The sequence below is a fragment of the Falsochrobactrum shanghaiense genome, from assembly GCF_003149535.1.
In the GTDB taxonomy this organism is placed as follows: Bacteria; Pseudomonadota; Alphaproteobacteria; order Rhizobiales; family Rhizobiaceae; genus Brucella; species Brucella shanghaiense.
On the sequence record NZ_QGDB01000003.1, the window covers coordinates 430,645 to 443,740 of the forward strand.

Genomic DNA, 13,096 nt, shown 5'->3' on the forward strand with positions numbered 1-13,096 from the left:
AGGAAGACCAACGACTTGCACTCTCGCCGATCTTCCATCTTTTGACTTGCGGTCCCGGCCCAACACCTTTGTTGAGCGAAAGAAACCCGACTGTCCTAGCGCATTTCCGTGGGAGCGTCCGCACCGATTATTGTCAAACCGGAAGTCAGCACATCGGAAACGACCTGCACCAGCCCTAGCCTTGCTAACGACAAGTTTGGATCGTTAACCTTAATAAAACGTAAGTCCGGGTTCTCCGTGCCCTTATTCCATTGAGAATGGAAGGAACTGGCAAGGTCGTAGAGGTAGAAAGCCAGCCGATGCGGCTCCTGATGCGTGGCCGCAGATTCGATGAGGCGCGGATATTCCGCCAGCTTGCGGACCAGCGCGATTTCGCTTTCATCCGTCAGCCTGTCGAAATGATCGGCCATGGAAATCCGGTCCAGATCGGCAAAGCCAAACTGATCGCCAGCCTGACGGAAAACCGAATGGCAGCGCGCCGAGGCATATTGCACATAAAAGACCGGATTGTCCTTGGATTGCTCCGTCACCTTGGCAAAATCGAAATCGAGCGGCGCATCGTTCTTGCGATAAAGCATCATGAAGCGGACCGGATCGCGCCCCACTTCATCCACGACATCGCGCAGGGTGATGAATTCGCCCGACCGCTTCGACATGCGCACCGGCTCGCCATTACGGAAAAGCTTCACAAGCTGGCAGAGCAAAACGGTCAGTTTCGCCTTGCCGTCCGAAACGGCGCGGGCAACAGCTTCCAGCCGCTTGACATAGCCGCCATGGTCAGCGCCCAGCACATAGATCATCTCGTTGAAACCGCGATCGAACTTATCCTTGAAATAAGCCACATCGGCGGCAAAATAGGTAAATTCACCATCGGACTTCATAAGCGGGCGGTCGATGTCATCACCCACTTCCGTCGAGCGGAACAGGGTCTGCTCCCGATCTTCCCACTCTTCTGGAATCTGCCCTTTGGGCGGCGGCAGTTTGCCTTTGTAGACGTGGCCTTTCAGCGTCAGATCATTAATGGCAGCACGAATTGCGCGCGCGCGATCGGCATGCAGCTTGCGCTCCGAATAGAACACGTCGTGATGCACATTGAGCGCATCGAGATCGGCGCGGATCATCTCCATCATGGCATCGATGGTGCGATTCTTGATGATGGCCATGGCCTCGTCATCGGGCATCTGCAGCAAGCCCCGGCCATATTCCTCCGCCAGTTTCCGCCCAACCGGAACAAGATAGTCACCCGGATAAAGCCCGGCGGGGATTTCCCCTATCTCGTCACCCAATGCCTCGCGGTAACGCAGCAGGACCGAGCGTCCCAGAACGTCGATCTGCGCGCCCGCATCATTGATGTAATATTCCTTGACGACATCATAGCCTGCGAATTTCAGCAGATTTGCCAGAACATCGCCGACGACGGCACCACGGCAATGGCCCACATGCATCGGGCCGGTTGGATTTGCGGAAACATATTCGACATTGACCTTCAGACCATCGCCGAGTTTCGAGCGGCCAAAATCCGTGCCCTCATTGAGCATGGAAGCCAGTTGCCGCTGCCAATAGCTGTCCTTGAGCCGCAGATTAATAAAGCCGGGGCCAGCCACATCGACCGATTCGACATCCGCATCCGATCTGAGCGCCTCTGCAATGGAAGCCGCCAGTTCACGCGGATTCTGCCCTACGGCTTTTGAGAGCACCATTGCTGCATTTGTGGCGATGTCACCATGCGAAGCGTCGCGTGGCGGCTCGACACTGACGCGGGAAAGATCAAGATCACCGCCATCTTTCGATTTCAGGTCAATATCTTGTAATGTTTTCTTAATACGCGCGTCGAAATCTGCGAAGATATTCATGGTTCGTCCTGTCAGGCGTCAGTCCGGCTCTGCCTCGATTTCCGGCGTCGGCTTGTGATAAAAATAGCGAATGTGAGTACAATTGCACTGCGAAACCCGCTCGTTGCGCTCCGATTAAGCTAAATCGGGTGTATGGTCAAACAATCGTCGGTGTTCGCGCATGGCATAATTATCGGTCATTCCGGCGAGATAATCCGCCACGCGGCGCGCACGGCCCGCATCATCCAATAGTTCACAGCCTGATTGCCATTCAGCCGGCATGTTCGGCGGGATATTGAAACAGACGTCGAAAAGGTCGCGCACGATCTTGTCCGCCGCATGTCTGCGGACCACAACGCTTTGATGAAAATAGAGGTTCTTGAACAAAAAGCGCTTCAAGGTCTTTTCTTCATCGCGCATTGGGGCAGAAAAGCCGACCAGCGCCTGGGATTGATCGCGCACCTGCTCGACGTTCTGCGGTTGCGCTGCCGCAATGCGGCGCTGCGCTTCTTCGATCACATCCTCGACCATGATCGTAATCTGTCGCCGGACAAGCTCATGGCCGATACGCACCGGATCAAGGCCGGGATAGCGCGTCCGCACTATATCGAGAAGCCGCCTTGTCAGGGGCACCTCGTCAAGTGCCTCCAGCGTCAGCAGGCCCGAACGCAGGCCGTCATCTATATCATGCGCATTATAGGCAATATCATCGGCGATGGCCGCGCATTGCGCCTCAAGACTGGCGAAACGCTCCAGCTCAAGATCATAGCGTTCATTGAAATCAAGCACGGGTTGCGGGACCGGCAAATGCGGATGGGCTGCATTCGGTCCCACCAGCGGGCCGTTATGCTTGACCAGCCCTTCCAGGGTTTCCCATGAAAGATTAAGGCCATCGAATTCGGCGTAACGATGTTCCAGCTTGGTCACCAGACGCAATGATTGTGCATTATGGTCAAAGCCGCCGTAAGGCTGCATGCGTTCGTTCAACGCCTCTTCGCCGGTGTGACCAAAAGGGGTGTGGCCGAAATCATGCACCAGCGCCACCGCTTCTGCGAGATCCTCGTCAAGCCGCAGCGCCCTTGCCAAAGCGCGCGCGATCTGCGCCACCTCTATCGTATGGGTGAGCCGGGTGCGGTAATGATCGCCTTCATGGGCGATAAAAACCTGTGTCTTGTGTTTCAGACGACGAAAAGCGTTGGAATGAATGATCCGGTCGCGATCCCGCTGAAATGGTGTGCGCGTCGCGCTTTCCGGTTCCATCACAAGACGGCCGCGGGTTTGCGCCGGGTTACAGGCATAAGCCGCCCGCTCGCGATAACCGAAACCTATTCCTTCCAGTGACATTGCGGCTCTTCCCTCACTGTAATATGATTACGCCAACCATAAGCGAAGATTGACTTTCGGGTATGGCGTTCTTAGCTATCAGCTAAACATGAAAGCAAGATGCGTTCTTCGGAAGTTTGAATAAAACACTTCGATCTTTGCGACTACAAGCGGACAAGACAGATGACAGCTATTACCGTTTCCGAATCCGCAGCCAGACGGATTGCCAGGATCATAAATTCAGAACCGGATAAAACAGCACTTCGCGTTTCTGTCGAGGGCGGCGGCTGCTCTGGCTTCTCCTACAAATATGATCTCGTCGATGAACAAATGGACGATGATTTTGTCATAGAGAAGCTGGGCGCCAAAGTGGTTATCGATTCAATTTCCGTTCCCTATCTGGACGGTTCCGAAATCGACTTTGTGGATGACCTGATGGGGCAGTCATTCCAGATCCGCAACCCGAATGCGACTGCATCATGCGGTTGCGGCACGAGCTTCGCCATTTAAAGCGTGTCGCGATCTTTCAGATTCGCTCCTTACGCTTTAAGTTTTTGTTTTAACGCATGTCGTTATCCCGAAACCAGTTCCCACTTTCGGGCGACATGCTTTAAAATCCTTAAACAAATGAGAACCCGGCTGCAAATTGCAGCCGGGTTTTTTCATCATTGCTTGACCGAAGAAACCGTTGCGTCGATATGATCGACAAGCGCATCAGGTAGACCGAGGCGACCGGCCAGCATGTCGAGATAGCCCCGCTCCGCGCGGGTGTCCGGATCAATCGTCAAGCGTGACGCCGTATAAAGTTCAACCTTTTGTTCTTCAGTCCTTGCCGCGGCAATCAGGCTATCGAGGTCGACCGGATCCGCGAGTTCCTTCTGGATAAAGGCTTCAGCTTCATTATCGAGGCCGGAAATCTGCACCTTTTCCATGATGCGCGCACGCTCAGCCTCATCAATATGACCATCAGCCTTTGCGGCGGCGATCATCGCCTGAACGAGCGTCAGCGCAAAGCTGTTGCTCATGGCCGGAGAGTGGGCCGTGGACTGCGGATGGAAGGGAGAATCGGCGGGCGGCGGCGGAAGCAATTCGACCTCGTTGACCTGCGGCTGCGGGGTTTCCTGCGGCGACTGGCCTGACTTGTAGTTCTTGTAGGCAAGATAGCCAAGCCCGGCGATAGCGGCCACTCCGCCCACCGTCGCTACGTTGCCAGCCAGCTTGCGCCCCGTTTTGGTGCCCAGAACGGCGGCAGCAATCGCGCCAGCCGCAAGGGGATTACGCCTGGCCAGATCGGTGGCCTGCCCCGCTTTGTCGCGGACGCTGCCCGACATACCCGGTATTTGTGATCCCAGAAACTGGTCAAGAAGCTTTTTGGCGTCGAACATGCAAATCTCCTGATGATAAGGTAGCAGGGAGATAGGTAGGCAAAAGCGGCAATACAAACATAAAGCCCGTCAAAATGATGAAATATTGCAGCCTGCGTATTTGCCTGAAAGCGGGTATTTTCTGTGGTGGAGCCTGAGGGACGCTTGCCCTCACCCGATTGAGCGCCTAATCATTTCATCATGAAAATCGCGACATGGAATATTAACGGCGTCAAAGCGCGCATCGACAATCTCCAGCATTGGCTCAAGGAGTCATCGCCCGATATTGCCTGCTTGCAGGAAATCAAATCGGTGGACGAACTGTTTCCGCGACTGGAGATTGAAGCGCTCGGTTACCATGTCGAGACACATGGTCAGAAAGGCTTCAACGGGGTTGCAATCCTGTCGAAGAAATCACCTGACGAAGTCAATCGCGGCCTGCCCGGCGACGATAGCGACGAACAGGCCCGCTTTATCGAAGCGGTGTTTTCGACCACGCAAGGCGTTATACGCGTTGTGTCGCTCTATCTGCCGAACGGCAATCCCATCGACACCGGAAAATTCCCGTACAAGCTTTCCTGGATGCAGCGGCTGGAAAGCTGGGCGGCAAAAAGGCTGGAACTGGAAGAGCCGCTTGTTCTTGCAGGTGACTATAACGTCATCCCCGAGCCCTATGACGCGCAGAATCCGCAACAGTGGGTAAACGACGCCTTGTTTCAACCGCAATCGCGGCAGGCGTTTCGCAGGCTCGAAAATCTGGGCTTCACCGATGCGCTGCGTGCGGCAACCGACGAACATGGCATTTACTCGTTCTGGGATTATCAGGCCGGTGCATGGCAGAAGAATAATGGCATCCGCATCGATCACCTGATGCTCTCACCGGAAGCCGCCAATCGCTTCATATCGGCAGATGTCGAAAAACATGTCCGGGCATGGGAAAAGCCGTCGGACCACGTCCCGGTGACGGCAAGATTTGCTTTCTGAGCGCTACGCGTTTTTGCTGGAAATGACGTTTTTGCTTGGCGCATTGTCCAACGCATCGGAGCAGGAAAAGAAATCAGTCCAGTGAACTGATTTCCCTGCGGAGGTGCTACGCAGTTTTGCTGGAAATGCTCATTTTTGCCTGGCGCATTGTCCAACGCAAAACCGCTATGCAGTTTTGCTGGAAATGCTTAGTACTCGCCTTTCGCATTATAATCGCTGGCGAGAGCCACGGCATTGCGGCGATCGGCTTCAGGTGCGATAGAAAATGCCTGCTCCTGCATGTCGCGTATCCAGACACAATCGTCCGTCGAGCAACGCTCGAATGCTGCCGTCAGCATGGCCAGTCCGCGCACGGTCTTGCCTGCCTGAAACAGCATATTGCCTAGCATGGCCTGCGCACTCGCATTGCCTTTTTTGGCTGCAAGCTGGAACCAGCGCGCGGCCTGAACGGAACTGCGCTCCCCGCCCTCGCCGTCCAGAAGCATCTTGCCAAGCTGGTATTGCGCTGCTGCATCACCAAAATTCGATGCGGCCTGCAAATAAAGATTGCGGGCAAAGCCCGGATCGGCCTTGACGGGCGTGCCGGGAATACCTTCCTGCACGTAACCTGCCAGGGCCACGAGCGCATCCGCAACATAGGCTTCGTTTTCGGAGCCCGGTTCAGCACCATCGCGGACGATCTTCTCGAAGATCTGGAAGGCCTCATAGTCGTTTTCCACAACGCCATCGCCTTCGGCATACATACGCGCCAGCTTCCACTTGGCGCCCTGATGGCCGCGATCGGCTGCATAACGCAGAGCCTTGATTGCCTCATCCTTATGACCGTTTTTATAAGCGGAAAATCCAAATTTGAACAATTCAAACGGGCTTCGGGATTTCTCGGTATCATCGTTCAGATCGAACGCGAAGGCGCTGTTGCAGGCAACCGCAATGCCCAGTGTCAGGGCAATCAGAGGGTATGAAAAACTGCGAATACGCATCACAACGCCGGTCTTTCACATTGGGTGAATGAAATAGGTTTGAAAAGCAATATAGATTGCCTTTTGGACAACACTGCGTCGCGATTTTGGCCGAAAAAAGCATGGCTATTCCGGGCGTTATAAACAGGAGACGAAGCAGCACCTGCACAACTCGAAAACGGTTCGTTGCTCAACAATGCGCCTTCCTTCATCTTCTTCGCCCTGCCCCGAGCCGGAAAATTCAATCCCGCTCAGCGGCCTTTAACTTCTCTATCGGGTGACGCGGCTTTGTGGCGGGAAATGGGCAAAAGCCGTCTGATGCCCTTATAGCCTGAAGCAATGGTAAAGACTGTTGCCGATTCAGCACAAAACCCCGGTATCCACTCCCTCAACTTTTGGAGGCGCGCAGGGCTTCGCAAGTTTTTGGCGTCCGAAAAATGGATTATGGTATAAGCTGTGTCACGGGGGAAGAATGAAGGGTAAACGACGGGCCTACCAGCGCTTTTATCGCAGGCGGAGCGGAAGAAAAACCAGAGGGATTTACAGCATCCTTCTGACATTGCTTCTTTTTTCGGGCCTTATCGCCATCATCACATCCCTGCCTGACAATCGCGGGTCCCTCGAAACATTGTCCGGCATCCCCTATGTCATCGATGGCGATACGGTGGTTCTTAATCATATTCACATCCGGCTTCTCGGCATTGACGCGCCAGAAATGGAGCAGCTTTGCCAAAAGGCCGACCGGGAATATGCTTGCGGCAAGGAAGCTCGCAATATGCTTCGCAACCGAATCGGAAAGGCCCCGATTCAGTGCGGAAAAGCAGGGATAGACAAATATGGCCGGACGCTTGCCACCTGTTATCTTGGCGAAGCCGATCTCAATCAATGGATGGTCGAACAGGGCTGGGCTGTTGCTTATGGCAGCTATCGCAGCGACGAAGCGCACGCACGCCGCGAGCAGCGTGGGCTTTGGGCCGGGCAATTCGAAGCTCCCTCCCAATGGCGCAAAGAGCATCACAAAGCTGATGCCGACGCCGAAACCGGCCATGAACTGTCACGCCCCGGTGTAATGGGCGAATTGATCCACTATATCAGAAAGCGCATCATTGCTTTTTTCTATTCCTGACCGCCGGGAGCCTGTGACTTACCTTATGGAAAATTTGGCCTTATGGAAAATTTGGACGAGCTGAGGCGTTCGGTGCTGGCTTGCCGCATTTGCCGCGACGCGCCACTGTTCCCGCCGCCCTTGCCGCATGAACCCAATCCGGTCTGCATCGTTTCCAGCACCGCGCGCATTGCGATCTGCGGACAAGCGCCCGGTATAAGGGTGCATAACACATCGCTGCCATTCAACGACCCTTCCGGCGACCGGCTGCGGCAATGGCTGGGCACCAGCCGCGAGGAGTTTTATGACCCGGCACAGTTTGCAATCGTGCCGATGGGCTTCTGCTTTCCTGGCTATGACAAGCTTGGCGGCGACCTGCCCCCACGTCGCGAATGCCGGCAGATATGGCATGACCGGCTGTTCGCCGCCATGCCACAACTCGAATTCATTCTCGTTGTTGGTCAATATGCGCTTGCCTATCACCTGCCGGAATGGCGCAAAACGAGCCTGACGCAGACCGTGCAGAACTGGCGACATTTCATCGCGACTCCGAACCCGGCCGGGCGGATCATTCTTCCGCTTCCCCATCCGTCATGGCGAAACAGCGGCTGGCTGAAACGAAATCCCTGGTTCAATATGGAACTTGTGCCGGTACTTCAGCAAAAAGTCCGCAGCCTGCTCAATTATGAAAAATAATTTTCATCCTACGCCCTTTCAATAGAAAAAATACCCTGTAAATTCGCACCGAAGCAACTCATAAGGTATGATGTTTCAATACCCCTCTCAACGGGGGAATGAGTTTCTAGAGCATGCCGCCCGAAATTGGGAACCGGTTTCGGGATAACGACATGCGTAAAACAACAATTTAAAGCGCAAGGAGCGAATCTGAAAGATCGCGACGCGCTTTAAAACGGGGACCAATCCATGGACAGGCTCGACCGGAAAATACTGCGTCTATTGCAGGAAGATGCGACATTGGCGGTGGCGGATGTCGCCAAGAAGGTCGGGCTTTCCACAACCCCCTGCTGGCGCCGTATCCAGAAACTGGAAGAGGACGGCGTCATCAAGCGCCGGGTCGCCATCCTTGATCCGGTGCGTGTGAATACGCGCGTTACCGTATTCGTCGCAGTGCGCACCAGTTCGCACAGCGACGAATGGCTCAAGCGGTTTTCCGAAGTGGTTCAGGAATTTCCGGAAGTCATCGAGTTCTACCGCATGAGCGGCGATGTCGATTATCTTCTGCGCGTCGCCGTGCCGGACATCGCGGCCTATGATGCGTTCTACAAGCGCCTCATCAGCAAGATCGAGATTCGCGACGTCTCATCGTCCTTTGCCATGGAGCAGATCAAATACACCACTGAACTGCCGCTGGATTATATGGTGCTGGACAAAGATAACAATTAATCCTGCCGCAGAAGATAAAGCCCGGATTGATCCGGGCTTTTTATGTTCCGTTTTATCTGGCGTTCGCGATGCCCGCCTGCTCGAATGTAGCCATGCCGCCATGGCAAAGGGCTGCGGCCTTGACGATGCTCGCCGCCAATGCGGCGCCGGTGCCTTCACCCAGACGCATGCCGAGATCGAGAAGCGGTTTTTTACCCATTTTTTCAAGCAGCCGACGATGGCCGGGTTCAGCGGAGACGTGGCCGAAAAGGCAATGGTCGAGCGCCGAGGGATTGGCGGCATAAAGAACCGCGGCGGCGGAACTGGCGACGAAACCATCAACGATAACCGGGGTTTTTTCCATGCGGGCAGCCAGGATCGCTCCCGCCATGGCCGCGATCTCGCGCCCGCCCAGCCTGCGCAGAACCTCCAGTGGATCTTTCAGATGAGCCTGATGCAAGGCCACCGCACCGCGCACCGCTGCAAGCTTGCGCTCCAGATAATCACCCGTCGAACCTGCTCCCGGCCCTACCCAGTCTTCCGCCGTGCCGCCAAAAAGCGCCAGGGCAATCGCCGCTGCGATGGTTGTATTGCCGATTCCCATTTCGCCAATGCACAAAAGATCGGTGCCACCGGCAATGCCTTCCATGCCGAAGGCCATGGTTGCGGCGCAACTGCGCTCATCCATGGCTGCTTCCTTGGTAATATCCCCGGTGGGATGCTCCAGCGCGAGATCGAAAACCTTCAGCCCAAGATCATGGGCAATGCAAATCTGGTTGATCGCTGCACCACCGGCGGCAAAATTTTCGACCATCTGCCCCGTTACGCTTGAAGGAAAAGGCGTAATATCATTTGCCGTCACCCCATGATTACCGGCAAAAACTGCAACCAGCGGACGGTTGATCTGCGGTATGGGCTTTCCGCTCCACGCTGCCAGCCAAAGAGCTATTTCTTCAAGCTGGCCGAGCGAACCGGCAGGCTTGGTTAGCGTTGCTTCGCGTGCCCGTACTGCGGCTTGCGCATCGAGATCGGGGCCGGGAAGATTGCGGATAAGTTCACGGAAGTCATCAAAAGGAAGGCCACTGGCACTCATATTATCTGGTCCAATCATCAGGGAGATGCAAAACTGTCGTGCTCGTCCTATAAGGACTGGCGTGAATTTTCAAATCACCTCTTTGCGCCAAGTCATACCACGCGCAAATAACGCTACAGGTCGCACTATAACAACATAACAAGGCGGAGCAGACCATTGCATCGATCTGGCATCATAGGAGACACGGTCCAGTCTCTGGGCTTTCTGAGTCGCCTGCCAATTCCCCGTAACTGGTTAGATGGCGAAAGCAGTGCGCTGAAGGCCAGCCTGCGCGCCTTTCCGCTTGCCGGAGCCATTCTGGGATTGCTGGCGGGCCTTGCCCTTCTGATCGCCGACTTTCTGCATCTGCCCGTTCTTGCGTGCAGTTTCATCGCCGTCGGGGTTTTGATCGCTATGACCGGCGCGCTACACGAAGATGGCCTCGGTGATACGGCAGACGGCTTCTTTGGCGCTGCGACCGCCGGACAGCGGCTTGAAATCATGAAGGATTCGCGCATTGGCACCTTTGCCGCATTAGCACTTGTCATCGTCACCGCCCTGAAAGCGACATTGCTTGCCACGATCATGCAGCGTACAGGCGCAGGCTATGCCGTCATGGCGCTGGTCGGGGTGGAAGCGGCAAGCCGCACCGCGATGCTCGTGCTTTGGTATGCCCTGCCTTCCGCGCGCCCCGGCGGGCTGGCTGACAATCTCGGTGCGCCACAATGGGAAACTCTGGTTTGCGCGCTCGCGATCGGGTTTGGTATTCTGGCGATCACAATCGTTCCGGCGGGTGGATGGACGGCCCTTCTCAAAGCACTGATTTTTACTGCGGCCCTGCTTTATGGTTTTGCAAAACTATGCATGGCCAAGATCGGCGGGCAAACCGGCGATACGCTTGGTGCAACGCAGCAGCTTTGCGCCCTTGCCGTGCTTATCGGGCTTGTCTCGGCACTATGACGCAACCACATTAACGCCATGGACAAAGCAGCCATAGAATCGCCCTGCATATTGGTGTGCACCATCGATCAACGCACCGGCCTTTGTCTGGGCTGTGTCCGAACGCTGGATGAAATAGCACGCTGGTCGGGCATGGGCGATCATGAGCGGCAGGCGGTGCTGGCATTGTTGCCTGAGCGCCGGCAGCAGATGGAAGAGAAAGAAGGCTGATGGGGCGTTTCTTCTGGATAGTGATTGCCGCAATCGCCATCGTTATTTTGCTGCTGATGAGCAATAATGACAGCGGCACAACATTCGGTCTGGCCAATGACGCTTTCGGTCAGGCAGCCTATCTTGGCATATGGGGCGTGGTTCTCGCCGCCGCCCTGCTTGGATCGGGCATAAAGCTGGGCGATTTCACCCGCAATATGGCGGTATGGGCTGTCATCATACTGGGTCTCGTCGCCGCCTATCAGTATCGCTACGAACTTCAGGATGTGGGAAGCCGCATAACCGCGGGCCTCATTCCAGGTAGCCCGATTTCAGGCCGCGCCGTTGATGGGTCTCTCACCGTCACCCTCGCCAAATCCGCCAACGGGCATTTCGAGGTGAATGGGCGCGTCAATGGCGCACGGATTCATTTTCTGGTCGATACGGGCGCATCCTCCATAGTGCTTTCACAGCAAGATGCAGAACGCGCGGGGATCGATACCGCCTCGCTTTCCTATTCGGTGCCGGTTATGACCGCCAATGGCAGAACCACCGCAGCCAATATCCAAATATCCTCCCTGCAAATCGGCGATATCGAGCGCAATAATATTCGCGCCATGGTCACCAGAGAGGGCTTGATGACCGGTAGCCTGCTCGGCATGAATTTCCTGCAAACCCTCGGCGGATTCAGCGTGCGTGGCGATCAGCTTATCATGGTCGATTAAGCAGCCTCTTCGCCAGCCTTCGCCACAGCGGCATAAGCCTCGCGCAGCACAGCGCTTGTTGCGCCGGGCTTCGTCGCATCGGTGGACAAAATCTGCCGCCAGCGTCTTGCGCCCGGCTGGCCGGTAAACAGTCCCACCATATGGCGGCTGACATGCGAAAGCCTGCCGCCCGCCGCGATATGCCGATCAATATATTCACACATGGTTTCGACGATTTGCACCATATCGACCAGCGCTTCCGGCTCACCATAGATAAGATGATCCACGCCCGCGAGCAGCGCCGGATCATGATAGGCGGCACGGCCAAGCATAACGCCGTCGACGCGGGCAAGATGGGTAGCCGCCTCATCGAGATTTGCAATGCCGCCATTGACGCCGATAAAAGTCGCGCCAAGTCGCGATTTCAACCGATAGACGCGATCATAGTCGAGCGGCGGAATATCGCGGTTTTCTTTTGGTGAAAGCCCCTTCAGCCAGGCTTTACGCGCATGAACCCACAGTGCGTCCGCCCCGGCATTGAGGACGTGGTCGGCCAGAGCATCCAGAGCGATTTCCGGATCCTGATCATCAACGCCGATACGGCATTTGACCGTGACCGGAACCGCGACGGCTTCTTTCATGGCAGCAATGCAGCGGGCCACGACGTCAGGTGTCTGCATGAGACAGGCGCCGAATGTACCCGATTGCACACGGTCGGAGGGGCAGCCGACATTGAGATTGATTTCATCATAGCCAAACTCGATGCCAATGCGCGCCGCTTGCGCAAGCTTGACCGGATCAGAACCGCCAAGCTGCAAGGCAACGGGATGTTCCGTCGCATCAAAACCCAGCAATCGTTCGCGCGGACCATGAATGATCGCATCGGCAACAACCATCTCGGTATAGAGCAGCGCGCGTCTGGAAAACAGCCGGTGCAGGAATCTGCAATGACGATCTGACCAGTCGATCATCGGGGCTACCGAAAAAAGATGGCCGGGATAATTGTGTTTTTTATAATTTATTTCAGTCATTTAGACAAGAATCCTGACAATGCGATTCATGTCGCCGCTTGCGACCATGCCGTCAAGCTGCGCAAAAAGCCATAAAGCCGGGCAATGTTCAAGCTCAAGCCCCTAATTCTCATTCGGCTATTTGGCATCGGGTGGGCATCTGGCCTATAGAATATCATATGTGCTGTGCCTGCGCTTTGCGCCATAGGAT

At 55.4% G+C, this 13,096-nt stretch carries 14 protein-coding genes; 8 read left to right on the forward strand and 6 right to left on the reverse strand.

Annotated features, from left to right (window positions below; genetic code table 11):
• Positions 1-95: 95 nt before the first annotated feature.
• Together argS and DKP76_RS09785 are read right to left on the reverse strand one after the other, a co-directional pair.
• Positions 96-1,853 carry an arginine--tRNA ligase gene (gene argS / locus DKP76_RS09780; protein WP_109706250.1) on the reverse strand — a complete coding sequence of 586 codons (1,758 nt, stop codon included), beginning with the start codon at positions 1,851-1,853 and terminating at the stop codon, positions 96-98.
• A 114-nt stretch (positions 1,854-1,967) separates the two neighbouring features.
• Positions 1,968-3,176 carry a deoxyguanosinetriphosphate triphosphohydrolase gene (locus tag DKP76_RS09785; RefSeq protein WP_109706251.1) on the reverse strand — a complete coding sequence of 403 codons (1,209 nt, stop codon included), beginning with the start codon at positions 3,174-3,176 and terminating at the stop codon, positions 1,968-1,970.
• A gap of 162 nt (positions 3,177-3,338) precedes the next feature.
• Here DKP76_RS09785 and erpA point away from each other — a divergent pair, with 162 nt between their 5' ends.
• Positions 3,339-3,665 carry an iron-sulfur cluster insertion protein ErpA gene (gene erpA, locus DKP76_RS09790; RefSeq protein ID WP_109706252.1) on the forward strand — a complete coding sequence of 109 codons (327 nt, stop codon included), beginning with the start codon at positions 3,339-3,341 and terminating at the stop codon, positions 3,663-3,665.
• A gap of 155 nt (positions 3,666-3,820) precedes the next feature.
• On the opposite strand, the gene DKP76_RS09795 is transcribed toward erpA, so the two are convergent.
• Positions 3,821-4,540: a tellurite resistance TerB family protein gene (locus DKP76_RS09795; protein ID WP_109706253.1), complete on the reverse strand. Its 720-nt coding sequence runs from the start codon at positions 4,538-4,540 to the stop codon at positions 3,821-3,823.
• A 180-nt stretch (positions 4,541-4,720) separates the two neighbouring features.
• On the opposite strand from DKP76_RS09795, the gene xth reads away from it, so the two are divergent.
• Positions 4,721-5,503 (forward strand): exodeoxyribonuclease III, encoded by a 783-nt coding sequence (xth, locus tag DKP76_RS09800; RefSeq protein WP_109706254.1) that lies wholly within the window; start codon positions 4,721-4,723, stop codon positions 5,501-5,503.
• 188 nt (positions 5,504-5,691) lie between these two features.
• Here xth and DKP76_RS09805 read toward each other — a convergent pair whose 3' ends face one another.
• The gene (locus DKP76_RS09805) at positions 5,692-6,483 is read right to left on the reverse strand and encodes a tetratricopeptide repeat protein (protein ID WP_109706255.1); all 792 of its coding nucleotides are present in this window, start codon (positions 6,481-6,483) and stop codon (positions 5,692-5,694) included.
• Positions 6,484-6,934: 451 nt separating this feature from the next.
• On the opposite strand from DKP76_RS09805, the gene DKP76_RS09810 reads away from it, so the two are divergent.
• The 3 genes from DKP76_RS09810 (at position 6,935) to DKP76_RS09820 (ending at position 8,971) form a co-directional block, all read left to right on the forward strand.
• A complete protein-coding gene (locus tag DKP76_RS09810) occupies positions 6,935-7,588 on the forward strand; it encodes a thermonuclease family protein (protein ID WP_109706256.1) in 654 nt (217 codons plus the stop codon).
• Positions 7,589-7,630: 42 nt separating this feature from the next.
• A complete protein-coding gene (locus DKP76_RS09815) occupies positions 7,631-8,263 on the forward strand; it encodes a uracil-DNA glycosylase family protein (RefSeq protein WP_109706257.1) in 633 nt (210 codons plus the stop codon).
• 228 nt (positions 8,264-8,491) lie between these two features.
• Entirely contained in the window at positions 8,492-8,971 is a 480-nt protein-coding gene (locus DKP76_RS09820; RefSeq protein WP_109706258.1) for an Lrp/AsnC family transcriptional regulator, read from the forward strand.
• Between the two features lie 52 nt (positions 8,972-9,023).
• Here the strand turns inward: DKP76_RS09820 and cobT are convergent, their stop codons facing one another.
• Positions 9,024-10,043: a nicotinate-nucleotide--dimethylbenzimidazole phosphoribosyltransferase gene (cobT, locus tag DKP76_RS09825; RefSeq protein WP_109706556.1), complete on the reverse strand. Its 1,020-nt coding sequence runs from the start codon at positions 10,041-10,043 to the stop codon at positions 9,024-9,026.
• Positions 10,044-10,199: 156 nt separating this feature from the next.
• Between cobT and DKP76_RS09830 the strand changes: the two genes are divergently transcribed.
• From DKP76_RS09830 to DKP76_RS09840, 3 genes are read left to right on the forward strand one after another with little or no spacing between them, the layout of a single operon-like run.
• Positions 10,200-10,982: an adenosylcobinamide-GDP ribazoletransferase gene (locus tag DKP76_RS09830; RefSeq protein WP_109706259.1), complete on the forward strand. Its 783-nt coding sequence runs from the start codon at positions 10,200-10,202 to the stop codon at positions 10,980-10,982.
• Between the two features lie 18 nt (positions 10,983-11,000).
• Entirely contained in the window at positions 11,001-11,192 is a 192-nt protein-coding gene (locus DKP76_RS09835) for a DUF1289 domain-containing protein (protein ID WP_109706260.1), read from the forward strand.
• Positions 11,192-11,896 carry a TIGR02281 family clan AA aspartic protease gene (locus tag DKP76_RS09840; protein WP_109706261.1) on the forward strand — a complete coding sequence of 235 codons (705 nt, stop codon included), beginning with the start codon at positions 11,192-11,194 and terminating at the stop codon, positions 11,894-11,896. The genes DKP76_RS09835 and DKP76_RS09840 overlap by 1 nt, the downstream gene beginning before the upstream one ends.
• Here DKP76_RS09840 and dusA read toward each other — a convergent pair.
• Positions 11,893-12,906 (reverse strand): tRNA dihydrouridine(20/20a) synthase DusA, encoded by a 1,014-nt coding sequence (dusA, locus tag DKP76_RS09845; RefSeq protein ID WP_109706262.1) that lies wholly within the window; start codon positions 12,904-12,906, stop codon positions 11,893-11,895. The genes DKP76_RS09840 and dusA overlap by 4 nt on opposite strands.
• Between the last annotated feature and the right edge of the window lie 190 nt (positions 12,907-13,096).

Coding starts and splice junctions, on each gene's coding strand:
- cobT (WP_109706556.1), bottom strand. CDS start 10,043: ATGAGTGCCAGTGGCCTTCCTTTTGATGACTTCCGTGAACTTATCCGC.
- DKP76_RS09820 (WP_109706258.1), top strand. CDS start 8,492: ATGGACAGGCTCGACCGGAAAATACTGCGTCTATTGCAGGAAGATGCG.
- erpA (WP_109706252.1), top strand. CDS start 3,339: ATGACAGCTATTACCGTTTCCGAATCCGCAGCCAGACGGATTGCCAGG.
- DKP76_RS09840 (WP_109706261.1), top strand. CDS start 11,192: ATGGGGCGTTTCTTCTGGATAGTGATTGCCGCAATCGCCATCGTTATT.
- DKP76_RS09810 (WP_109706256.1), top strand. CDS start 6,935: ATGAAGGGTAAACGACGGGCCTACCAGCGCTTTTATCGCAGGCGGAGC.
- xth (WP_109706254.1), top strand. CDS start 4,721: ATGAAAATCGCGACATGGAATATTAACGGCGTCAAAGCGCGCATCGAC.
- DKP76_RS09815 (WP_109706257.1), top strand. CDS start 7,631: ATGGAAAATTTGGACGAGCTGAGGCGTTCGGTGCTGGCTTGCCGCATT.
- argS (WP_109706250.1), bottom strand. CDS start 1,853: ATGAATATCTTCGCAGATTTCGACGCGCGTATTAAGAAAACATTACAA.
- DKP76_RS09835 (WP_109706260.1), top strand. CDS start 11,001: ATGGACAAAGCAGCCATAGAATCGCCCTGCATATTGGTGTGCACCATC.
- DKP76_RS09785 (WP_109706251.1), bottom strand. CDS start 3,176: ATGTCACTGGAAGGAATAGGTTTCGGTTATCGCGAGCGGGCGGCTTAT.
- DKP76_RS09805 (WP_109706255.1), bottom strand. CDS start 6,483: ATGCGTATTCGCAGTTTTTCATACCCTCTGATTGCCCTGACACTGGGC.
- dusA (WP_109706262.1), bottom strand. CDS start 12,906: ATGACTGAAATAAATTATAAAAAACACAATTATCCCGGCCATCTTTTT.
- DKP76_RS09795 (WP_109706253.1), bottom strand. CDS start 4,540: ATGTTCGACGCCAAAAAGCTTCTTGACCAGTTTCTGGGATCACAAATA.